General features: G+C 61.3%; 20 protein-coding genes, 1 tRNA gene, 1 other RNA gene and 2 pseudogenes. 15 read left to right on the forward strand and 9 right to left on the reverse strand.

Annotated elements, in window-relative coordinates; genetic code table 11:
• Positions 1-90: 90 nt before the first annotated feature.
• From tpiA to EAH75_RS03480, 5 genes are all read left to right on the forward strand, one after another.
• Positions 91-855: a triose-phosphate isomerase gene (gene tpiA / locus EAH75_RS03460; protein ID WP_140804244.1), complete on the forward strand. Its 765-nt coding sequence runs from the start codon at positions 91-93 to the stop codon at positions 853-855.
• A 10-nt stretch (positions 856-865) separates the two neighbouring features.
• Entirely contained in the window at positions 866-1,318 is a 453-nt protein-coding gene (gene secG, locus EAH75_RS03465; RefSeq protein ID WP_140654211.1) for a preprotein translocase subunit SecG, read from the forward strand.
• An 11-nt stretch (positions 1,319-1,329) separates the two neighbouring features.
• Positions 1,330-1,414 (forward strand) — tRNA-Leu (locus tag EAH75_RS03470).
• Between the two features lie 277 nt (positions 1,415-1,691).
• Positions 1,692-1,937 carry a hypothetical protein gene (locus tag EAH75_RS03475; protein WP_140654213.1) on the forward strand — a complete coding sequence of 82 codons (246 nt, stop codon included), beginning with the start codon at positions 1,692-1,694 and terminating at the stop codon, positions 1,935-1,937.
• 177 nt (positions 1,938-2,114) lie between these two features.
• Complete coding sequence (locus EAH75_RS03480) at positions 2,115-2,768, forward strand: response regulator (RefSeq protein WP_140654215.1); 654 nt, start codon at positions 2,115-2,117, stop codon at positions 2,766-2,768.
• Positions 2,769-2,869: 101 nt separating this feature from the next.
• Here the strand turns inward: EAH75_RS03480 and EAH75_RS03485 are convergent, their stop codons facing one another.
• On the reverse strand, positions 2,870-6,085 hold the full coding sequence (locus tag EAH75_RS03485) for a ribonuclease E/G (RefSeq protein WP_140804246.1): 3,216 nt from the start codon (positions 6,083-6,085) through the stop codon (positions 2,870-2,872).
• A gap of 333 nt (positions 6,086-6,418) precedes the next feature.
• Between EAH75_RS03485 and EAH75_RS03490 the strand changes: the two genes are divergently transcribed.
• Entirely contained in the window at positions 6,419-7,417 is a 999-nt protein-coding gene (locus tag EAH75_RS03490) for an RluA family pseudouridine synthase (protein WP_170212244.1), read from the forward strand.
• Here the strand turns inward: EAH75_RS03490 and EAH75_RS03495 are convergent, their stop codons facing one another.
• Complete coding sequence (locus EAH75_RS03495) at positions 7,418-7,759, reverse strand: 4a-hydroxytetrahydrobiopterin dehydratase (RefSeq protein WP_140654219.1); 342 nt, start codon at positions 7,757-7,759, stop codon at positions 7,418-7,420. It abuts the gene before it with no gap.
• A gap of 151 nt (positions 7,760-7,910) precedes the next feature.
• Here EAH75_RS03495 and EAH75_RS03500 point away from each other — a divergent pair, with 151 nt between their 5' ends.
• Positions 7,911-8,519: an NfuA family Fe-S biogenesis protein gene (locus EAH75_RS03500; RefSeq protein ID WP_140654319.1), complete on the forward strand. Its 609-nt coding sequence runs from the start codon at positions 7,911-7,913 to the stop codon at positions 8,517-8,519.
• A gap of 72 nt (positions 8,520-8,591) precedes the next feature.
• On the opposite strand, the gene EAH75_RS03505 is transcribed toward EAH75_RS03500, so the two are convergent.
• Positions 8,592-8,945: a c-type cytochrome gene (locus EAH75_RS03505; protein ID WP_140654222.1), complete on the reverse strand. Its 354-nt coding sequence runs from the start codon at positions 8,943-8,945 to the stop codon at positions 8,592-8,594.
• A gap of 18 nt (positions 8,946-8,963) precedes the next feature.
• Positions 8,964-9,287, reverse strand: coding sequence for a c-type cytochrome (locus EAH75_RS03510; protein WP_140654225.1), 324 nt, complete (start codon positions 9,285-9,287; stop codon positions 8,964-8,966).
• A gap of 291 nt (positions 9,288-9,578) precedes the next feature.
• Here EAH75_RS03510 and ssrA point away from each other — a divergent pair.
• Positions 9,579-9,933, forward strand: a transfer-messenger RNA (tmRNA) gene (gene ssrA / locus EAH75_RS03515).
• Between the two features lie 54 nt (positions 9,934-9,987).
• Here the strand turns inward: ssrA and smpB are convergent.
• Positions 9,988-10,479, reverse strand: coding sequence for an SsrA-binding protein SmpB (gene smpB, locus EAH75_RS03520; protein WP_140654228.1), 492 nt, complete (start codon positions 10,477-10,479; stop codon positions 9,988-9,990).
• An 83-nt stretch (positions 10,480-10,562) separates the two neighbouring features.
• Here smpB and EAH75_RS03525 point away from each other — a divergent pair, with 83 nt between their 5' ends.
• Together EAH75_RS03525 and EAH75_RS03530 are read left to right on the forward strand one after the other, a co-directional pair.
• A complete protein-coding gene (locus tag EAH75_RS03525; RefSeq protein ID WP_140804248.1) occupies positions 10,563-10,994 on the forward strand; it encodes a type II toxin-antitoxin system RatA family toxin in 432 nt (143 codons plus the stop codon).
• Positions 10,987-11,265, forward strand: coding sequence for an RnfH family protein (locus EAH75_RS03530; protein ID WP_140654233.1), 279 nt, complete (start codon positions 10,987-10,989; stop codon positions 11,263-11,265). Before EAH75_RS03525 ends, EAH75_RS03530 begins: the two co-directional genes overlap by 8 nt.
• A 42-nt stretch (positions 11,266-11,307) precedes the next feature.
• Here EAH75_RS03530 and EAH75_RS03535 read toward each other — a convergent pair whose 3' ends face one another.
• Complete coding sequence (locus EAH75_RS03535) at positions 11,308-11,766, reverse strand: outer membrane protein assembly factor BamE (protein ID WP_140804250.1); 459 nt, start codon at positions 11,764-11,766, stop codon at positions 11,308-11,310.
• A 75-nt stretch (positions 11,767-11,841) separates the two neighbouring features.
• Here EAH75_RS03535 and fur point away from each other — a divergent pair, with 75 nt between their 5' ends.
• Complete coding sequence (fur, locus tag EAH75_RS03540) at positions 11,842-12,264, forward strand: ferric iron uptake transcriptional regulator (RefSeq protein ID WP_140654238.1); 423 nt, start codon at positions 11,842-11,844, stop codon at positions 12,262-12,264.
• Positions 12,265-12,575: 311 nt separating this feature from the next.
• Here fur and EAH75_RS03545 read toward each other — a convergent pair whose 3' ends face one another.
• A complete protein-coding gene (locus EAH75_RS03545; protein ID WP_140804252.1) occupies positions 12,576-14,171 on the reverse strand; it encodes an MASE1 domain-containing sensor histidine kinase in 1,596 nt (531 codons plus the stop codon).
• A 95-nt stretch (positions 14,172-14,266) separates the two neighbouring features.
• Here EAH75_RS03545 and EAH75_RS03550 point away from each other — a divergent pair, with 95 nt between their 5' ends.
• Positions 14,267-14,902 carry a response regulator transcription factor gene (locus EAH75_RS03550; protein ID WP_140654243.1) on the forward strand — a complete coding sequence of 212 codons (636 nt, stop codon included), beginning with the start codon at positions 14,267-14,269 and terminating at the stop codon, positions 14,900-14,902.
• Positions 14,903-14,926: 24 nt separating this feature from the next.
• Here EAH75_RS03550 and recN read toward each other — a convergent pair whose 3' ends face one another.
• Positions 14,927-16,600: a DNA repair protein RecN gene (recN, locus tag EAH75_RS03555; RefSeq protein ID WP_140804254.1), complete on the reverse strand. Its 1,674-nt coding sequence runs from the start codon at positions 16,598-16,600 to the stop codon at positions 14,927-14,929.
• Between the two features lie 170 nt (positions 16,601-16,770).
• On the opposite strand from recN, the pseudogene EAH75_RS19870 reads away from it, so the two are divergent.
• Positions 16,771-17,903: pseudogene (locus EAH75_RS19870) on the forward strand (IS30 family transposase); the annotation flags it as partial.
• Here EAH75_RS19870 and EAH75_RS19875 read toward each other — a convergent pair.
• Positions 17,882-18,175 (reverse strand): annotated as a pseudogene (locus EAH75_RS19875) (IS3 family transposase); the annotation flags it as partial. The pseudogenes EAH75_RS19870 and EAH75_RS19875 overlap by 22 nt on opposite strands.
• A gap of 150 nt (positions 18,176-18,325) precedes the next feature.
• On the opposite strand from EAH75_RS19875, the gene EAH75_RS03570 reads away from it, so the two are divergent.
• Both EAH75_RS03570 and EAH75_RS03575 read left to right on the forward strand, forming a co-directional pair.
• Positions 18,326-19,723 (forward strand): TIGR03013 family XrtA/PEP-CTERM system glycosyltransferase, encoded by a 1,398-nt coding sequence (locus EAH75_RS03570; protein WP_140654248.1) that lies wholly within the window; start codon positions 18,326-18,328, stop codon positions 19,721-19,723.
• 18 nt (positions 19,724-19,741) lie between these two features.
• Positions 19,742-20,368, forward strand: coding sequence for an XrtA/PEP-CTERM system exopolysaccharide export protein (locus EAH75_RS03575; RefSeq protein ID WP_241668872.1), 627 nt, complete (start codon positions 19,742-19,744; stop codon positions 20,366-20,368).
• Positions 20,369-20,380: the final 12 nt, after the last annotated feature.

A 20,380-nucleotide genomic window follows, 5' to 3' on the forward strand; every position in this document is an offset into this window, starting at 1 on the left:
GGCGAACTCCTCGGCGCCAGCCATCCGGTGGTTTGCCGATAGCTGGAGCCGCCGGGTAAGCTTGCGGTTTGATCGCAGCGGAAGCAGACCATGCGCAAGAAATTTGTCGCGGGCAACTGGAAAATGCATGGTAGCCATTCAATGGCCACCGCGTTGGCGAACGACATTGTAGCCGCCAAGCCGGACTCCATTGACGTCACCGTGTTTCCGCCGTTTCCCTACCTCGCCGCACTGGCATTGCAGCACGCCGAGGCGGGGTTGGGCATTGGTGCGCAGGATGTCAGCGAGCATCTGGGGCAGGGTGCCTACACCGGCGAGGTTTCCGCGGCCATGCTGGCGGATATCGGCGCGCGTTGGGTGCTGGTGGGCCACTCCGAACGTCGCCAATATCACGGCGAAGACGATGGTCTGGTCGCGCGCAAGTTTGCCGCGGCGTGCGCTGGCGGCCTCACGCCGATCCTGTGCATCGGCGAGACGCTTGAACAACGTGAAGCTGGCGAAACCGAGGCGGTCATCGCACGCCAGCTGCAGGCGGTGGTGTCGCTCAACGGTATCGCCAGTTTCGATACGGCAGTGATCGCCTATGAGCCGATCTGGGCGATTGGGACCGGCCGCACCGCCAGCCCGGAACAGGCCCAGCAGGTGCACGCCTTCATTCGTAGCCAACTGGAAAAAGAAGATGTTATGATTGCCCGTCTGACCCGACTGCTTTACGGCGGCAGCGTCAAGGCGGCCAATGCCGCGGAATTGTTCGCGCAGGCGGATGTGGACGGAGGACTGATCGGCGGTGCCTCTCTGGCCGCGTCCGACTTCCTTGGAATCTGCGCCGCGGCGCATCAGGCGCTACAGGCTTAATAGAAAACCTATGTTCGTCATTTTCAGCGTGTTTTACATTCTGATCGCTGCGGCGATGATCGTGCTGATCCTGCTGCAGAACGGTGCAGGGGCCGACGCTGGCTCCGGCTTCGGCGGTGGTGCGTCGGCCACGGTTTTCGGTGCGCGTGGCTCGTCCACGTTCCTGACCCGTGCCACTGGCGTGCTCGCCGGGCTGTTTTTCCTGCTCAGCCTGGGTATGGGGATCTACCTGCACGGCAACGGTGCACCTCACAGCAACGTCAATGATTTGGGCGTCATGGGGGCAATCGCCGAAAAGCCGGCTGCCGCGAAGGCCGTACCTGCCGCGCCGGTTGGCTCGGAAGTACCGCCGGCAACCCCTGCTGCAACCAACAACGCCGTACCGGCTGCATCGCCGGCGGCAACCCCCACCCAGAGTCAGGGTGAGGTGCCGGCGGCCACGCAGCCACCGGCCAAGCACTAGGCAACACACCTGCCCAGGTGGCGGAACTGGTAGACGCACTACCTTGAGGTGGTAGCGACGCAAGTCGTAGGGGTTCGAGTCCCCTCTTGGGCACCATTACAGGGCTTCAGTGGATATCACTGAAGCCGGTCAAACAGAAAACCGCCGCAAGGCGGTTTTCTTTTATGGAGCCCAAGAAGGGATTCGAACCTGCATGACGATCCTTTGTCTGCATGCGGGGACGATGCGCCGCGGTTACCGCACATAGCTTGTAGGTGTCGGCCGACATAACAGCCGTTTTCGCCGTGGCACATTGCGATCCAATGATGAAGGTAGCGAAAGGCATCCATCCGTCGGATCGCTGCCGTTTTCATCGCTGGGTAAAGGGGCTGCCATGGTGACGATTTCACTCAAGCAATCGAATGCAGATACCTGGACTGTCCGGCGCTGTCAGATCGCCTTGTTCAGTGATCTGAAACTGGGACCGGCGATCAATCTGGCCAGGGAAATCGCGCGCGATGAACACCAGCGTATGGGACGCGAGGTGTGCGTGGAAATGCCGGGGCCGACTTCCACGATCGTACTGGCGCATTATGTGAATGGCGATGTCCCGGATGCCGCTGCTGCGATGGCGGCATGAGCGAGCGGGCAGTTTGGCGTTCAGGTGTCACGTCAGGATAAGGATGCATTGGATTGCCGTGAGCTGTTGACGACAGCGCGGCGCACATGGGTCATGTCGTGCATGAGGCGGCAGCCGTGCTTGCAATGAAGCGCAGTGCGGCCTAATTTCAGTAAGCCCAACCAAGGAGGGCATCAAGTGATCAATGTGGTCCTGGTGGACGATCACGAGCTGGTCCGTACCGGCTTTCGGATGATTTTGCAGCAACAGCCGGATATCAACGTCGGTGGTGAGGCAGGTACGGCTGAGGAAGGCTTGCGGCTGATCCGCACGCTGGTACCGGACATCGCACTGGTCGATGTGCACATGCCTGGCATGAGCGGCATCGAACTTACCGAGCGGGTCTGTCGTTCGAAGTTGCCCACACACATCGTCATTGTCACGGTAGTCGATGACGCGCGCTTCCCCAAACGGTTGCTTGACGCTGGCGCACTCGGCTACCTGACCAAGGGTTGCACTGCCGATGAGCTGGTGTCCGCTGTGCGTCAAGTGGCCATGGGCCGCCGTTACCTTGCCCCGGCCGTGGCGCAGCAGCTTGCACTGGCTACCCTCGACGGCAGCGCTTCACCGTTCGACGTATTGTCCAGCCGCGAGCTGGAAGTGGCGATGATGTTGGTTCGCGGCAAGCCGCTGACGATCATCGGCGAACAACTCAACCTGAGCCCGAAAACCGTATCCACCTACAAGCAGCGTCTGATGGAGAAGCTGCATGTGGATCATGTTCTCAGCCTGGCCCACCTGATGACGATGCACGGCTTGATCGATACGCCCAATCACCACGTGGGCAACTGACTTCCGATTGAAGTGTGTAGCTAGGCCCTGGTGACGGGACTGCAAAAAGAAAACCGGACTAGCGTCCGGTTTTCTTTTTGCTTGAAACGGCGTCCGGTGACTCAGTTGTGAGAGTCGGTCTGTTCGTCACGTTTACCTGTGGGGAAAGCGGGAGCCGGCTTGTCTTCTTCATGAGGTGCCATCGCCGCCGGCTTTTCCTGGCGAACAGGCTGCGCCAGCAGGTCGCCCTGCTTGGGTAACGGCAACGAAACGACTGGCATGGGTGCGGCAGGCTTTTCATCTTCAGACGCGGCGACCTCCATGATTGGCGTCGCGGCGCCGGCAGATTCACCGCTCTGCTGGCTGCCAGGAGCTGCCGGGATCACAACAGCGGAGCTGGGCCGCACGGTCGGTATGGCCTGGAATTGCACAGCATCCCGGGAGGGCTGGTCGGATGGCGTTGTGACAGGCGCTGCGGCAATCGGATTCGCGTTCCCGGGGGCGGGAGCGGCAGCCTCCGCTTTGACAATACCGTTCACGCTGGTGGGTTGCGCATGCGGATTGCTGCTTATCGAAGCTTGAGTGGTTGCAGGCGACGCGATGACCACCTTGTTCTGATCCGTTTCTTCGTCGGTGCTTGTCGCGGGGTTTGCCTGATCCGGAATCGGCGGTAGCGTCGGCAGATTGAACGCAGTGGTGATTGGCGCGGCAGCATTGAGCGCTGCACTGACCGGCGCCGTAATGGCTGGCTTTGGTTTGCTGTCCGTCAGGGCGTGGGTCACGTTGATCGGGGAAGCCTTCTCGACTGGCTGCGAGGCGACTGTTGGGAGAACCTCAGTTGCTGCTGTCGGTTTAGCGCTGTCCGCGGTATCGCCTAGTGCCTGAGTGGCGACGGCGGGGGCTGTGATAGCGACGGTAGCGAAAGACTCGCTGGCCGATTCGCGGTGGGCTGCAGACTTTACCGGCATGGGGGCGCCAGCAGTTTCATCGCGATCTTCGTCATCGAGCGCCTGTGCCTGCGCCGTTTCGAGGCTAGCACCGTCCGGGGCGACTTCATCATGGCGACGCCGACGACGGCCGCCGCGACGACCACGCCGCCGCCGTGACTGACTGCCATCCGCGTCGAGAGCATTGTCCGCGGATTCCGGTGCGATCGATTCGGTGGGCGTTGCGAGCAGATCGGCTTCCTTGGCTGCATCATCCAGCGGTGCGGCGGCCGGACGCTCGCTTGTGGTGGCCCGCGGCTGACGCTCGGTCTTCAGTTGCGGCGGATTGGGTTTGCGCTCGGCTCGGGCCTGATTGTTTTCAGCTGCCGCGGGTTTGGGTTGACGCTCTGCCTTGGCAACCTGAGCCTGGGCCTGCTGTGGCTGGCGCGGCTGCGCCTCGTTGTTGCGCTGGCGATTGTTTCTGGCTTGCTGCTGCGCACCGGCTTTCGGCGAATTCGGCTGCGCTGGCTCACGCCGCGGCTGGCGCGGCGAAGAAGCGTTCGATGTGCCGGCGCGCGCGTTGCGCTCGTCGCGGCGATTGCGATTGCCGTTGTCACGTTCGTTGTCGTCGCTGCGCCTCGGCGCTGGTGTCGGAGCCGCTTCGGCGGCACTACGGAACCAGCCGAGGAGCCGCGAGATGACGCCACCCGAAGGTGCCGTGCGGGTGGGCACGGCGACAGCAACTGGCTGACGTCGCGCAACTGGCTGTGTCGCCATGGCGGCGGATGCAACTGTTTCTTCGCGAAGTGGGGCGGGACTGGATGGCACGATGCCGCTCACCGCGGGCTGTTCGCTGCTGCCAAGCGCCTGGCCCATCTTCGGCAGCTCGGCGGTTTCCACGGTGGTCAAACGCTCATAGCTGGGCTTGCTGTGCTCACCCATGTCCGCTTCGCGGATGCGCTGGATCTCGATATGCGGGGTTTCCAGCTTCTCGTCGGCGACGATCATTACGTGCACCTTGTGGCGCAGTTCGATCTCGACCACGCTTGCGCGCTTTTCGTTGAGCAGGAAATTGACCACGCTCGATGGCGCCTGCACCAGCACCTGGCCGGTGTTGTCCTTCATGGCGTGTTCTTCGATCAGGCGCAGAGTCGACAGCGACAGCGATTCCACGCCACGGATGTGGCCATGGCCCTCGCAGCGAGGACAGACGATCTGGGTCGCTTCGCCGAGGCTGGGACGCAGGCGCTGGCGCGACATCTCGAGTAGGCCGAAGCGCGAAATACGGCCGATCTGCACGCGCGCGCGATCCTGCTTCAGCGCTTCCTTCAGGCGATCCTCCACCTCGCGCTGGTGCTTCGGGCTATCCATGTCGATGAAATCGATCACGATCAGGCCGCCGGCATCGCGGATGCGCGCCTGGCGGGCAATTTCTACCGCGGCTTCGCAATTGGTGTTGAACGCGGTCTCCTCGATGTCGCTGCCCTTGGTGGCCTTGGAGGAGTTGATGTCGATCGCGGTCAGCGCCTCGGTCTGATCGATCACGATCGAGCCGCCTGAGGGCAGGCGTACCTGGCGGTCGAACGCGCTTTCGATCTGCGTCTCGATCTGGTAGCGCGTGAACAGCGGGGTGTCGTCCTTGTACAGCTTGAGCTTGCGCAGCGCGTTCGGCATCACCTGCTGCATGAAGTCGCGCGCATCGTTGAACAGCGACTCCTCATCAATCAGGATTTCGCCGATGTCGCTGCGCAGATAGTCGCGCAGGGCGCGGATGAACAGCTTCGATTCCTGATAGATCAGAAACGGTGCCCGCTGTTTGTTGGCTGCTTCGGAAATCGACTTCCACAGCTGCAACAGGTAATCGAGATCCCATTGCAGCTCTTCGGCGTCGCGGCCGAGGCCGGCGGTGCGCACGATAAGGCCGACATCGTCCGGTACTGTGACGTGCTCGAGCGCTTCTTTCAGCGCCTGCCGGTCCTCACCCTCGATCCGGCGCGAGACACCACCGGCCTTTGGGTTGTTCGGCATCAGCACCATGTAGCGGCCGGCCAGGCTGATGAACGTGGTCAGGGCAGCGCCTTTGTTGCCGCGCTCTTCTTTTTCCACTTGGACGACCACTTCCTGACCTTCCTTGATCAGTTCGCGGATACTGGATTTATGGTGGTCGAGGCCAGCCGTGAAGTACTCACGGGAGATCTCTTTCAGTGGCAGGAAGCCATGGCGCTCGGCGCCATACTCGACGAAGCAGGCTTCAAGTGAAGCCTCAACACGAGTGATACGACCTTTGTATATATTGGACTTTTTCTGTTCCCGCGAGGGGATTTCAATGTCCAGGTCATACAGGGTCTGGCCATCGACAATGGCCACGCGCAACTCTTCACGCTGAGTCGCGTTGATCAACATACGTTTCATGGTGGTTATCCTCGGCTTGGCCGCGCGTCGCGTGCCGCGGTGGCGCCACAATGGCGGCCTGCCGGGGATCGCGCCGCTGCGGTTAAGCGGCAAAAAAAACGGCACCGTTTCCGGCGTCGGGATGATTCGGTCAGCTGCGCCTGCCGCCCCGATACCTCATGGTATCGGACAAACAGCAGCCCAAACCGTTACGATGAAAGGGAGCCGCGACCGGCCGCCAAGGCAGCCGGCGCAATCCTCGCCGACGTTACGGGCGGGCACTCGACCCGATCCAGACATCGATGGGCAGAATGTAGCGCCTGTCGAGTATCCTATTTCAGCAGGTTTTTTTCAATGCAGACGGCAACTTCCCCCGACGCACCTCACGGTGTACGTCAAGTCGAGATCGGTCCCGAACGGGATGGCCAACGCATCGACAATGCGCTGGTGACCCTGCTCAAGGGTGTGCCCAAGAGCATGATCTACCGACTTTTGCGTACCGGTCAGGTGCGCGTCAACGGGAAACGAGCCAAGCCGGATACCCGTCTCGCCGACGGTGATACGTTGCGGATTCCGCCCGTACGGGTGGCCGAACGCCCCGAACGGCAGGGGCCGGCGAGTGGTCAGGTTGCAGAGGTAGCAGACGCGATCATTTTCGAGGACAAACACTTTCTGGTCATCGACAAGCCATCTGGCGTGGCCAGCCACGGCGGCAGCGGGATCAGCCATGGCGCGATCGAACTGCTGCGGGCGGCGCGACCGCAGGAACATCTCGAGCTGGTGCATCGGCTGGATCGGGATACCAGCGGCGTGCTGGTGTTTGCCAGAACCCGCGCCGGGCTGACCGGACTGCAGGCGGCGATCCGGGCCGGCGAGGTAACCAAACAATACCTGTGTCTGATGCTCGGTCATCCGTCCAAGGCGAAGTTCGACGTCAACGCACCATTGCTGAAGTCCGTGTTGCAAGGTGGCGAGCGGATGGTGCGGGTGGCCGACAACGGCAAGCCGTCGCTGACGTTTTTCCGTGAAATGGAACAATACCCGAGCGCCCGCCTGATGCAGGCCACGCTGGGCACCGGCCGCACCCACCAGATCCGCGTGCATGCCGCTCATATCGGCCATCCGCTGGCCGGTGATCCCAAGTACGGCGATCGTGAGATGAACAAGCGCTTCCGCGACATGGGTCTGAACCGGATGTTCCTGCACGCCTCACACATGAGCTTCGACCTGGACGGGCGCTCCTACAGCTTTTCCGCGCCGTTGCCGGACGACTTGAAGGACTTCCTTGACGTGCTGTCGGTGAAAGGCAAGCGACTGCTATGGATGAAGGAAAAGTCGCGCACCGATTTCTGATCAGCGCGCCAGCAGGGCCTCGACCCGTGCTGCACAGATGAAATCGTTCAGCGACAGCCCGCCGACATCGTGTGTCGACCACAGGACCTGGCAGTGGCCGTAACCGGCTTCAAGGTCGGGATGATGATCTTCGTGGTTGGCCATGAAGCCCACCGCATTAATGAAACCCAGCGTGTGGTGGAAATCGGCGAACTTGAAGTCCTTGACGATCGCCGAGCCATCAGCATGAAGTTGCCAGCCTGGTAGCTGCTGCAACAAGTTGGAGACCTGCGCGGAATCTACTGCGTTCTCCTTGCCCTTGCGTGGCCGGCAATGCTGGGTGGCCAGATCGGTGGTGTTCATGCGCGTCTCCGTTGAGGCAAAAGTCAGGATGCGAAGCGTCGAAGTTGTGCGTGCAAAAGTCAAAGCGCGCATGGATACCGAAACAGGACTAAAATGGTTCTGTTTCGCTGATGAGGCTTGTCAGCATCCGTCTGGTGACATTGGAGCAGGCATGATCGATATTTCCGAACGCGCACAGCAGCATTTTCTGCGGCTTCTTTCACAGCAGGGCATTGATGGCCTGGGTATCCGTTTGCGGGTGACTGCGCCGGGCACGCCTGCGGCCAACTGCGAGCTCGAATTCTGCGAACCGATCGATCTTGCGGGTGGCGAGTGGACCATCGAATGCGCCGGCTTCAACTTCCATATCGATGGCGACAGCGCCAGTTGGCTGGACAACGCCAGCATCGACTTCGAGCCCAATGCCACCGGCGGCCAGCTCAATATTCGTGCACCGAAGATCAAGGGCGAGGTGCCAGGCGTGCAAGCGGGAGTGATCGAGCGCGTGCGCTATGTGCTGGAGGCGGAGATCAATCCGAAGCTGGCCTCGCACGGGGGGAGGGTTACTCTGCTCGAAATCACCGCTGACGGCGCGGTACTGCTTCAGTTTGGTGGGGGCTGCCATGGCTGCGGCATGGTCGACGTCACCCTCAAGCAGGGTGTGGAAAAAACCTTGCGCGAGCGGGTACCGGAGATCACCGCCGTGCGCGATGCTACGGATCATGCTGTCGGCGAAAAGCCTTATTACGCCAAGGCCGAGGGCAAGTCGGCGATCGCTTGAGCGTACTTTCCAGCTTTCAGACGAACAAAGGCCCGCCATGGCGGGCCTTTGTTCGCAAGCAGCTGCGCTGGCTTATTTGTCGCCCTCGACATGCCCCTTCAGGGTATCGAGCTTGCTCGGCAGGCTGGAGAAGTACGCGGCGACATCCTCAATGTCCTGATCCGACAGGGTGGCCACCATGCCTTTCATGATCGGATTTTCGCGCTGACCGTCCTTGTACTCATGCAGCACCTGCTGCAGGTACATGTTGTATTGACCGGCCAAGCGCGGGTACTGCGGGTCGACCGAATTGCCGTCGGCGCCGTGACAGGCGAAGCAGGTGGCTGCTTTCTGCTTGCCGTTCTCGATGCTGCCACTGGCCAACAACTGGGTGGAAACGAACGCCAGCATGGCGCCGAATGAAAGCAGGGTAAGCGCACGTTTCATGCGGAGATTCCTTGGCAACTACTTGGCGAGGCTGGAAAGATAGGCGGCGATGTTCTGGATGTCCGTATCGGACAAACTCTCCGCCTGCGCACCCATGGTCGGATGCTTGCGATCACCACTCTGGTACCCGTGCAGCGCGTTGACGATGTACTGCGCGTTCTGCCCGGCGATCTTCGGCACCGGGTACTGCGGGTAGGCGTTCGTGTAGCCCGGAACGCCATGGCAACCGGCGCAGGTGTAGATCAACTTGCGGCCAGCGACCTTGTCCCCTTCAGCGTGCGCGCTGATGGTGGCGAAGAGCGCCGTGGCCGCGGCCAGGCCAATCAATTGCAATCGAGTCATCGAGATCATTCCCACGAGTACGGCGGGTACAGGGTGATATAAGTCGGCAAGTATAGACGTTGGATCCGCACGTGAACAACACTCCGGCGTTGGCGATCGGGTGGCAAGTCATCCGATCTGACTCGTCGGCGTGGGCAAGGTCGCTGCTTGTGCCTGGACCAAACCAGTCGTCGCGGCGAGCAAGCCTCCCCGTCGTCTGCGCAAGATCGGCCCATTGAAAATTCGATGGCCTGGGTGATTGATGTGGCGGCGGCCAGCCCCATATACTGGATGGGTCAAATCGTTTTCCCCGGGGGTGTCCTGGCTTCGACGGGGGTAGTGAGATGACTTGGTGCATGCCGAGGGGGCAGCTTTCCTCGTTAATCCAGCAGCAAACTTCTAGTTGCCAACGACGACAACTACGCTCTCGCCGCTTAAGGCGTAAGCCCCGAACCCACTTGTGCTCATGCTCGTCGGTGTAGGGTCATTATCATGAGATCGCCGAACGCTGCCGCCTGGCGGTTCTAGGTCAAATCAATCAGGCTGGTTCCGCGGTGCGCTTTGCACACCGTGCTTGTCGCGGAACGAGATCGAACGGTGAGCTAAGCATGTAGATCCGGGCATTTAACGCCTTCGGACGCGGGTTCGACTCCCGCCACCTCCACCAACACAAAACCCCCCGAATCATCGGGGGGTTTTTTTTTGACTATCTGCAACAAATTCAGACGCTGCGATTGTGCGAGCGCATGGTGCGTTGCTTCTCGATCTGCCAGTCGCGTTGCTTTTCGGTGTCGCGTTTGTCGTGTTCCTGCTTGCCGCGGGCGAGGCCGATCTCGACCTTGACCTTGTTGCCTTTCCAGTACATCGCGGTGGGTACGAGGGTGTAGCCTTTGCGCTCGACGGCGCCGACCAGTTGGTCGATTTCCTTGCGGTGAAGCAGCAGCTTGCGCGTGCGCCGATCCTCGGCGATGACATGAGTCGAGGCACTGATCAGCGGTGGGATCGAGGTGCCGATCAGGAAAATTTCATTCTTGAGGACTGCGGCATAGCTGTCGCCGAAGTTGATCCGACCGGCGCGCAGTGCCTTCAACTCCCAACCCTGCAGGGCGACGCCGGCTTCGAAACGCTGATCGATGTGGTATTCGAAACGCGAGCGTTTGTTGAGCGCAATCGTGCCGCCGCCCTTGCTGTCTTTGCCCTTCGCCTTGGCCATGTCCGTTAAACTCGGGCCTTGCTGCCCTGATGCTGATTCCGCCGCATACCGGGCCAAACCAAGCGTGATGTGAAGAGGTTGCCGTGATCGAAATCCGACGCAGCGCACTGGTGAAGTATTCGCCGATGCAGATGTTCGACCTGGTCAATGAGGTTGAAGCATACCCAAAGCGTTTCCTCTGGTGTGCCGGTGCGGAGGTTCTTGAGCGTCATGGCGATGTGCTGGTGGCGCGGCTGGATCTCAAGTTCGCTGGGTTTCGGCAGAGTTTCACTACGCGCAATACCGTCGACCCGCCTGCTCGTCTGCAGATGAGTCTGGTCGACGGTCCGTTTCGCCGCCTCGAAGGCGTGTGGGATTTCATCGCTCTGGGCGATACTGGCTGCAAGGTCGCGTTTGCGCTGGATTTTGACTATGCAGGTCGGCTCGGTGGCGGGGCGTTGAAGCTTGGTTTCCAGGGTTTGGCCGGGCGCATGGTGGACGACTTCTGTCGCGAGGCCGAGCGTGTCTATGGCTGAACGCAAAGTCGTGGTCGATGTGGTTTATGCGGGTGCTGATCGGCAGATTCTGCTGCGGGTCGAGTTGCCTTGGGGCAGCACGGTAAAGCAGGCGATTGATGCTTCAGGCATAGCCGGGATGCTTCCGGACGGTGTGGTCGACCTTCTTCGTCTGGGTATATTCGCCAGCAAGGTCGCGCCGGATCACATGGTGCAAGAGGGCGACCGGATCGAGATCTACCGGCCGTTGGTGCTCGACCCGATGGAAGCGCGGCGCCAGCGCGCCCGATGAGACCGGATCGGCGAGGTACCCGATCCGGACCAACCTCTTCGATCAGTGGCTGCTGTTGTCGCCCTTGCCGAAACCGCCGTCGTTCTTGTTCTCGTCCGGCGATTTGCTCTTGTCGCCTTCAGTCTCGTTGACTGGGTAGCCAGCGTTGTATTTCTTGCTGTCCTTGACCAGTTGCTGGGCATCCTGCGCGAAGAAGTCGCCTTCGGTACGTACCAGCGTGTCGTTGTTGAAGGTCAGCGTGAAAGTGCGCACCTTCTGTGGATTGCCACGATGCGAAAACGTCGAGACATAGTCCCAGCGGCTCTGGTCGAACGGCGTGCTGACCGATGGCGTGCCCATCAAAACCAGCACCTGATGCTTGGTCATGCCGGGCTTGAGCTGATCCACCACTTTTTTGTCGAGCAGATTGCCTTGCTGCACGTCGGGTTTGTAGACGATGTGGCAGCCGGCCAGGGAAAGCGCCAGCATGGCGAAAACCAGCAGGGTGATCAGCTTTTGCATGCTTGTTGCGTCCGGATCGTAAAGGTGTCGGATGATACACTACCGGCTGAAAACGCCGTGTGTGGAGGGTGGCTAATGGAACAGGAAACCAAAGAGTTGCGCAGGGTTGGCCTCAAGGTGACCCATCCGCGCATGCGCATTCTGCAGATCTTCGACGAGGAAGGTGTGCAGCATCTCACGGCCGAAGACGTCTACAAGAATCTGCTTGCCCACCAGGAAGATATCGGCCTGGCGACGGTGTACCGCGTACTGACCCAGTTCGAGGCGGCCGGCATCATCGTCAAGCACAATTTCGAAGGTGGCCAAGCCGTCTACGAACTCGATCGTGGCAAACATCACGACCACATGATTGATGTGGACAGCGGGAAAGTGATTGAGTTCGTCAGCGAAGAGATTGAACGCCTGCAGCACGAGATAGCGGCGCGACATGGCTATGTGATCGAGGATCACAGCCTGGTGCTGTATGTGCGGCCGAAGCCCCATTCACGTAAAAGCTGAACTAGGGACATGTGTGGGCCGATGACCAGGCCAGGTCGCCAATTGCGCGCATAAAAAAAGCCGCGAGGAGGACTCCTGTCCACTCGCGGCTGCTCCCCTACCTGTTTCGGTCGGCGCTCGTGAATGGCTCGCGATTGCCTACTCGTCATCAGGTAGTGGCGAAACGGCATCCTGCCGTTGTTTCAGAGCCCCCGTCCCCACGGTGACTCTGATCCACCATCTTGCGATGGTGGCTCCCCCACATCGATGAACCGATCGTAACGAGGGCTTCACGTTTCCGGTATCGGAAAAATTCCTAGATCCCGTTGAAACTACCTCCCGCTGTCCGCAGGATTGTTGTTGTTGCTGCGCAGCAAAATTCGCAAGTGAACGCCGACATGGTCGGGGCGAAGGCGAAACTGGCCACCCAGGGATGTGACCCGATCGCGCATGCCTTGCAGCCCCCGGCCCCCCCGAGGCAGCCGGCTGGGCAGGCCGGTGCCGTCATCGCGCAGATCGAGCACGGCCAATGCGATGCCCTGGCGTTCGCCGATGCGCAGGCGCAGTTTGAACTCGCTGGCTTGTGCGTGCTTGACGGCGTTGGTGGCGCTTTCCTGGACCAGTCGGTAGATCGCTGTGCGCGTATCGTCGTCCAGTAGGCGCGGGTCGCCATGCAGTTCGGTGTGATATGCCATGCCGGCAGTGTTCAGGAGGTCCCTGATCGGGCCTTCGTCGAGTGCACGCAGCAGTCCAAACTCGTCCAGCACTGCCGGTCGCAGGTCGTCCAGCAGGCGGTGCAGGGCACGCCGCATGTGCGCGAGGATGGTATTGATCGAGGTACTGATATCTTCCATGCCAGCCTGATGTAGGCGCGCCTGGGCCAGTTTGACGTGGGTCTGGATGGCGGTGATGTTCTGGCCCAGCTCATCGTGGAGTTCTGCTGCCAGGTGGCGGCGCTGGTTCTCGTCTGCCTGCAGGTTGCCGCGCGCAGCGTCACGCAACTGGTGGGCAAGTTGATCCAGCCGGCGATTGACTGCCCCCAGGTAGACGTTCTGTTCGGCGACCCGGTCGCTGCTCCGGCGCAAGGCGTCCGTTGCCGAGCCGAGCATCAGGGCACCCGTGCCCGCTACGGCCAGAAACAGGTAAGCGGCGGCAGTCGATGGCGCATGGCCAAGATGCTGATCGACCAGGGTCATGCCCAGACTGGTGATGAGCATCGCCAGGCTGGCGCCGCGCCAGCCGTGGCGGAAGGCGAAAAACAACACCGGAGCCAACGACAGTACGCGGGCAAATTGCGGTTGCGGCGCGGCCTGTTCGGACAACACCAGCAGGATCGTCATGGACGGCAGCATTACCAACAGGCCATCCATGATCAGACTCGCCAATGCTCTCTGTTCGAGCCGGGTACGCAACAGCATGATCATCAGCGGCACAATCAACAGAATGCCCAGATAGTGGCTGAGCAATTCCTCGCCCAGAACGCGAAGCATCAGTTCAGGGGAATCCGGTACGCGGATCAAGGCGAACAAGGCAGCATCCACCGCTGTGGTGGCCGTCACCATCAGTACGACGGAAAGCAACAGTCGGGTCACCTCCTGGGGGCTGTGCAGGCTGGCGTGCAGGTTGAATCGCCGCAACAGCCATAGGCCCGCCGCCATTACCAGCGGTTCGGGCAATTCGTCCATGGCAAAGCCGGCCCAGCCCAATGGCAGTCCCTGGGCCATGGCGAGACCGGCGGTGGCAGCCAGTTCCGCTCCCAGCAACCAGCCCCAGTGGCGCACCGGTATCAATAACAAGGCGCCAAAACGCAGGCCGTACGGCAACATCCAGAAGGGCTGCACCGTCGGCCATAGCAGCAGCCACATCAATAGATAGCCGGCACCCAGCAACGGACCGGAGTCAGGCAGATGGAGTGGTTTCAAGCGCATGGACGAGATGGTACATGTGCGCTCCGCAAGGGTGCGCGGTACGGTCGTCGATAACGGACGTGCATAAAACCAAGCTCAATGTGTAAAGTAGGGGCATGTACAGCATTGTTCTGGTCGATGACCACGCCATCGTTCGTGAGGGGTTCAAACGGCTGATCGAGATGGAGCCGGATCTTGACGTCGTGGCCGAATGCCGCAGCGCCGATGATGCGGTGGAGGCCGTCGGCCACTGGCGCCCCGATCTGGTTGCGCTAGATCTGTCGTTGCCCGATGGCAGCGGACTTCCCTTGATCGAGCACCTGCTCAGCGTTTGCGCGCAGACGCGCATTGTGGTGCTGAGCATGCACGACGGTGAGCCGTATGTGTCCGAGGCCTTGCGCCGTGGCGCCAGCGGCTATGTCACCAAGGGGGTAGCGCCCGAAGAACTGGTGGCAGGCCTTCGCGCGGTGATGCAGGGCGAGTGCTTTCTGAGCTCGGATCTGCGCCAGCGTCGGGCCGATCGACCGAACGCTGCACTGGATCCGATCAATCGACTGACGGCGCGCGAGCGCGAGGTGTTCCTGCTGCTGGCAGGTGGCCGGGCACCCAAGCAGGTGGCGGCGGAATTGGGTATTGGCCAGAAAACCATCTACATCCATCGGGCGAGCCTGATGGGCAAGCTGGGCGCAGGTTCGGAACTTGATCTTTACCGGATGGCGACCGAGCGCGGGTTGCTGTCATCCAATAGCTGACGGTCGGGCGAGCTGGGCATCCGGTCAGGCGGTCTGGGCCCGCTCCAGCATCTGCTTGGCATGCGCCCGTGTTTCACGGGTTATCTCGACGCCGCCGAGCATGCGCGCCAGTTCATCCCGCCGGCCGCTGGCGTCGAGTTTGTCGATGCTGGTGCGGGTGGAATCGCCGTCGCTGTGCTTGCTGACACGCAGATGAGCGTGGCCTTGTGCTGCGACCTGCGGCAGGTGGGTAACGCACAGCACCTGGCGTTGACCGCCCAGCGCACGCAGTTTCTGTCCGACCACTTCGGCTACGGCGCCACCGATGCCGGTGTCGACCTCATCGAAGATCATGCTGCCGACGGTGTCCTTACCCAGCGTGGCGACTTCAATAGCCAGGCTGATGCGCGCCAGCTCGCCACCGGAGGCGACCTTGCGCAGGGGGCGCGGTGGCTGGCCGGGGTTGGCGCTGACCAGTAGCTCGCAGCGTTCCTGGCCTTGCGGGTCCGGCTCGTCGCCAGCGACTGCTTCCAGTTCGATGCGCAGCAGGCCGCCGACCATTCCCAGCTCGGCCATCAATACGCTGACCTCCTCGCCAAGCCTGGTGGCCGCGATGGCGCGTGCCTGGCTCAGTCGGGCCGCCATGTGGGTGTAGTCGTGCTGCAATTGCTGGCGCTGCACGGCGAGTTGTTCCAGCGCATCGCCGGCGCCTTCAAGTTCCGTCAGCTCGGCGCGCAAGGTGGAGAGTTTGTCGTGAAGTTCGTTCATCGGTAGCCGGTGTCGGCGCGACAGCTCATGCAGATGCGCCAGGTGATTGTCGACTTCCGTGTAGCGTTCGGGGTCGAGGTCGACGTCCTGTGCATAGCGACCCAGTCCATCAGCGGCCTCGCCCAGTTCGATGCTGGCGTTGTCGAGCAATTCCAGCAAAGGTCCCAGTTTGTCGTCGAGTGCGGCGACTTTGCCGAGTTCGGTATGGGCGCGGCCAAGCGCGCGGCGCAGCGCAAATTCACTGTCGCCATCGAGCAGTTCGACCACGCCGGCGGCGCCTTCAGCCAGCCGGCCGGCATTGGCGAGGCGCCTGTGGTTGGCCTCGAGTTCGCTCAGTTCGGCTTCGGGTAGCGCCCATTTTTCCAGCTCATCGAGTTCGTGGCGCAGCATGTCGATGCGCTGGTCGCGATCCTCACCACCACTGAGCTTGCGTATGCGAGCACCAAGCTCACGCCACCGCAACGCGCTGTCGCGCACCTGCGTCAACAATTCATCGTGGCCGGCATAGGCATCCAGCAGGGCCAGCTGGTGCGAGCGTGACAGCAGTGCCTGATGCTCGTGCTGACCGTGGATCTCCACCAACAGCGAAGCGAGTTCGCCCAGTTGACGCGCATTGGCGGGTCGACCGTTGATCCAGGCCTTGGAGCTGCCTTCGGTACGGATCACCCGGCGCAACTGGCAGCTGCCGTCCTCGTCCAGCTCCTCGCGCAGCAACCATTGGCGTGCTTCGGGCAGCTCGGCCAGATCGAACTCCGCGGCCAGTTCGGCGCGGTCACTGCCAGCGCGCACCATGCCACTGTCAGCGCGGGCGCCAGCCAGCAGCATCAGTGCGTCGACCAGGAGCGATTTGCCGGCGCCGGTTTCACCGCTGACCACAGTGAGGCCAGGGCCGAATGCGACCTCGGCGGCTTCGACGACGGCAAATTGACGGACGTAGAGCGAAGTGAGCATGGGCAGGAAACTGATGAGGTCGACGGATTGTAGCGGCAGCCTGATGGCACCAGGAGCCTGGGTGGTAGAAATGTGTAAACCCAGCAGGTTGTTCATGACGTCAGGGATACGAGAGATGGATGGCGGTGGATTTCAGTGGTCGTTGCAACATCTCCAGATTGGGGTGACAAATGGGACGATCAGGCGGTTGGGCGGAGGAACAGTCAGAGCGAGCACTGGTGCCATCGCCTGGCCGGCCGGGTGTCAACCAGCTGGAGGCGAAACAGGCGTTCCGGAGGAGGATGCAAAGTGAGGCAGCCGCGTCAGCGTGTGGCGTGTCGCAGCCGTTGGGCCCACGATGGTTTCGTGAGGCGGGCGGGATCCCACCGATAAACTTGGTCCCGCATTCGGGACGCTACTTGTCGTTTGCCGAGCGCGAGGAAATTGCGCTATTGAAGGCCCAACGATGCGGAGTTCGCGAGATTGCCCGGCAGCTGGGCCGGTCGCCCTCGACCATCTCACGCCAACTGCGGCGTAATGCTGCGACCCGCAGTGGTTCGCTGCAGTACCGGGCTGCCGTCGCACAGTGGAAAGTTGAGCGAGTGACCAAGCGTTCCAAGCTCGCCAAGCCTGCCGAGAACGAGCGGTTGCCAGTGTATGTGCAAGACCGCCTCGCCGGGGTGGCCATGGATGCCGAGGGCAGACCGATTCAGAGATCCGACGTGCCGTGGAAGGGGCGGCGCCATGGCCTGCGCGCCGACTGGCGCTGGGGCACCGCTGGAGCCCGCTGCAGATTAGCCGCCGATTGGGAATCGACTTCTCGCATGATGCATCCATGCGTATCTCCCACGAAGCCATCTACCAAGCGCTCTATCGTGCAAGGTAGTGGTGCGCTGCGCCGCGAACTGTCCGGCTGTCTGCGTACCGGCCGAGCGTTGCGGGTGCCACGTGCCAGGACGCGGCAACGGGCAAGCAGTTCATTACCCCCGAGGTGATGATCAGCCAACACCCGGCCGAGGTCGCCGACCGCGCCTTGCGCCATTGGGAGGGCGACCTGATCATGGGCCTGAACAGCTCTGCGATCGGCACGTTGGTCAAACGCACGACGCGGTTCGCGATGCCACTGCATTTGCCACCCATGCTGGGTCAAAGTTCCGATGCCAGAATCAAGAACGGGTCCGCATTGGCCTGACACGGCGCCGAAGCCGTCCGCGGTGTCATCGCTGCGAAGATCGCGACGCCGCCCTAACAGCTCCGCAAATCGCTGACTTGGGATCAGGGCGCGGAGCTGGCCCACCATCACGCCATCGCTGGCCTCGTGGTACTCGCGAATCCGAACCAACAAGCGTTGGTTGTCGGTCTTGCGAGTGCTGGCCGATCGCTTGCTCCAGACATGGAAGCCGCTGGTCGACACCTTCAGGCATCGACACATCAGCTGGACAGGATAGAGATCGCGACAGCGCTGGGTCGTCTGATACTTCAGCTCGATTCCCTGGCGAAGAACGCTGCCGCATCGCACAAAAAACGCGCTCCTTCTTCACCCGGGCCAGTTTGCCTGACTATCTCTTGGTCACGAGGCACGCCCGAGCCGGTGTAGAACCCATAAGTTGCTTGGCGTCGTAATACACAAGGGTTAAAAACGTGAACTTAATCACACCAATGTGATATAGATGCGTTCCGATCTGTGCTAGGTAGTGTCGAAGAGGGTTGGCTGACAGAGGGATTCGTCAGTAAGGGAGGTGCCGCATGTACCGATCGTTCCGATACGGAGTCCGCTGGCAGTTGCTGCTGGTACTGGTCGAGTTTGTGCTGCTGGTAGGGTGTGTTTATGCCGCGGTGGTGCTGCGTTATTGGGGGCATGGCGGCACCCAATCCGCGTTCGTCCATTCGATGCAGTTGCGCGCGCTGCCGGTGGCGTTGGTGCTGATTTTCTCAATGGCCTCGCTGGGTTTATATCAAGTTCACCTGCGCGCGGGTTGGTTGGGGCGGCTTAGCCGACAAGGCGTCGCGTTCGTGTTGGGCGGCGTAGTGCTTACGGTGCTGTACTACGCGCTTCCTCCCTCGTATCTGGGTCGGGGGGTTCTAGGCATTGCGTTGCTGCTCGGCTATCTCGTCGTGGCATTGTGGAGAGTGTTGTTCCTGAGTTTGGTGGACGCCGACTTGTTCAAGCGCCGCGTGATGATCCTGGGTGCCGGCGAACGCGCCGCTGAGTTGATCCGCATAATGCGCCGCAAGACCGATCAACGTGGGTTCAAGATACTGGGTTGCGCGCCCGTCGGTGCCGGATCGGTGTCCATTTCCGCGCCTCTGCTGCTGCACCCCGACGAGGCCTTGTGTGAATGGGTGACGGAGCTCGGCGTGGAGGAAATCGTGGTGGGGCCGGACGACCGCCGCGGGACCTTGCCGGTGGAGGCGCTCTTGGAATGCAAGCGGCACGGCGTAGCAGTGACCGAACTCGCCGAGTTTTTCGAGCGCGAGGCCGGAAAAATCATGATGGAACTAACCAACCCGTCGTCGCTGATATTTTCGGATGGCTTCAATATCTCCCCCGTGAGGCTCGCGATCAAGCGTGCTTTCGATTTACTCACTGCTTCGCTGGTATTACTGGTGACATGGCCGTTCATGCTGCTGACGGCCTTGGCAATTCGGCTGGAGTCGGGTGGTGGCGCGCCGATCCTGTACTACCAGGATCGAGTCGGTGAAAACGGCAAGCTCTTCCGGGTCATCAAGTTTCGCAGCATGGGCGCCGACGCCGAGCGCGATGGCGTGGCACGTTGGGCTACTGAGCATGACAACAGGGTCACCAGGGTCGGGCGCTTCATCCGCAAGGCCCGACTAGACGAGTTGCCGCAGCTCTGGAACGTGCTGCGTGGCGACATGAGCATCATCGGCCCGCGACCGGAGCGGCCGCAGTTCGTGGACAGTTTCAACAAATGCATTCGCTATTATTCATTGCGGCATTGCCTGAAGCCGGGACTGACCGGCTGGGCCCAACTGCGCTATCCATACGGCTCATCCCTGGAGGATGCCGAGGAAAAGTTGAAGTTCGACCTCTTCTACGTGAAAAACCATAACTTCGTATTCGATCTGGCCATCCTGGTCCAGACCTTGGAAGTGGTGTTGTTCGGACGTGGCGCCCGCTGAAATCAAGGAGAAGGACGAGTGAAACGACTACCGCGAGACTGCATTTTCTGGCTGGTGATGGTGGTTGGTTTGCTGCTGATTGGCGGTTGCAGCACTGCGCCAACTGTCAACTCTCTGGCCGTGGCTAATCCGCAACCGGTGGAGCACTACATCATCGGACCGGGCGATTCGCTGGAAATCTTCGTGCGCGACAACCCCACGCTAACCACCACCGTGCCGGTGCGTCCGGACGGGCGCGTCTCGATCCCGCTGGTGCAGTCCATGGTGGCGGCCGGCAAGACTCCGGAGGAACTGGCTGGCGACCTGGAAAAGGAGTTGAGCCGCTATATCCGTGATCCGTTGGTAACCGTGATCGTCAAGGGGTTCGTGGGCGCTTACAGCCAACAGGTGCGCGTGGTCGGTCAAGCGGTGACGCCCAGGGCTGTGCCTTATCGCAGCGGCATGACCGTGCTCGACGTGATGATTGACGTCGGCGGCCTCACCAAGTTTGCCGCTGGCAACAGCGCCAAGATCATCCGCCATCTGCCCGAAGGCAACGACCAAACCATCCCGGTGCGACTGGGTGAACTTATGAATGGCGCGATCAAGTACAACGAGGTCATGCGTCCCGGGGATGTTCTGATCATTCCCCAATCACTGTTTTGACGCGACGAGTCC

Source organism: Rhodanobacter glycinis (genome assembly GCF_006438785.1).
Lineage (GTDB): Bacteria > Pseudomonadota > Gammaproteobacteria > Xanthomonadales > Rhodanobacteraceae > Rhodanobacter > Rhodanobacter glycinis_A.

Bases quoted from the DNA above. Each gene is read 5' to 3' on its own strand.
- EAH75_RS03505 (WP_140654222.1), bottom strand. From the start codon at position 8,945: ATGAAACGTGCGCTTACCCTGCTTTCATTCGGCGCCATGCTGGCGTTC.
- secG (WP_140654211.1), top strand. From the start codon at position 866: ATGTTCGTCATTTTCAGCGTGTTTTACATTCTGATCGCTGCGGCGATG.
- EAH75_RS03535 (WP_140804250.1), bottom strand. From the start codon at position 11,766: ATGCAAAAGCTGATCACCCTGCTGGTTTTCGCCATGCTGGCGCTTTCC.
- EAH75_RS03500 (WP_140654319.1), top strand. From the start codon at position 7,911: ATGATCGATATTTCCGAACGCGCACAGCAGCATTTTCTGCGGCTTCTT.
- smpB (WP_140654228.1), bottom strand. From the start codon at position 10,479: ATGGCCAAGGCGAAGGGCAAAGACAGCAAGGGCGGCGGCACGATTGCG.
- EAH75_RS03485 (WP_140804246.1), bottom strand. From the start codon at position 6,085: ATGAAACGTATGTTGATCAACGCGACTCAGCGTGAAGAGTTGCGCGTG.
- EAH75_RS03495 (WP_140654219.1), bottom strand. From the start codon at position 7,759: ATGAACACCACCGATCTGGCCACCCAGCATTGCCGGCCACGCAAGGGC.
- EAH75_RS03570 (WP_140654248.1), top strand. From the start codon at position 18,326: ATGTACCGATCGTTCCGATACGGAGTCCGCTGGCAGTTGCTGCTGGTA.
- recN (WP_140804254.1), bottom strand. From the start codon at position 16,600: ATGCTCACTTCGCTCTACGTCCGTCAATTTGCCGTCGTCGAAGCCGCC.
- EAH75_RS03550 (WP_140654243.1), top strand. From the start codon at position 14,267: ATGTACAGCATTGTTCTGGTCGATGACCACGCCATCGTTCGTGAGGGG.
- EAH75_RS03490 (WP_170212244.1), top strand. From the start codon at position 6,419: ATGCAGACGGCAACTTCCCCCGACGCACCTCACGGTGTACGTCAAGTC.
- EAH75_RS03530 (WP_140654233.1), top strand. From the start codon at position 10,987: ATGGCTGAACGCAAAGTCGTGGTCGATGTGGTTTATGCGGGTGCTGAT.
- fur (WP_140654238.1), top strand. From the start codon at position 11,842: ATGGAACAGGAAACCAAAGAGTTGCGCAGGGTTGGCCTCAAGGTGACC.
- tpiA (WP_140804244.1), top strand. From the start codon at position 91: ATGCGCAAGAAATTTGTCGCGGGCAACTGGAAAATGCATGGTAGCCAT.
- EAH75_RS03475 (WP_140654213.1), top strand. From the start codon at position 1,692: ATGGTGACGATTTCACTCAAGCAATCGAATGCAGATACCTGGACTGTC.
- EAH75_RS03545 (WP_140804252.1), bottom strand. From the start codon at position 14,171: ATGCGCTTGAAACCACTCCATCTGCCTGACTCCGGTCCGTTGCTGGGT.
- EAH75_RS03510 (WP_140654225.1), bottom strand. From the start codon at position 9,287: ATGACTCGATTGCAATTGATTGGCCTGGCCGCGGCCACGGCGCTCTTC.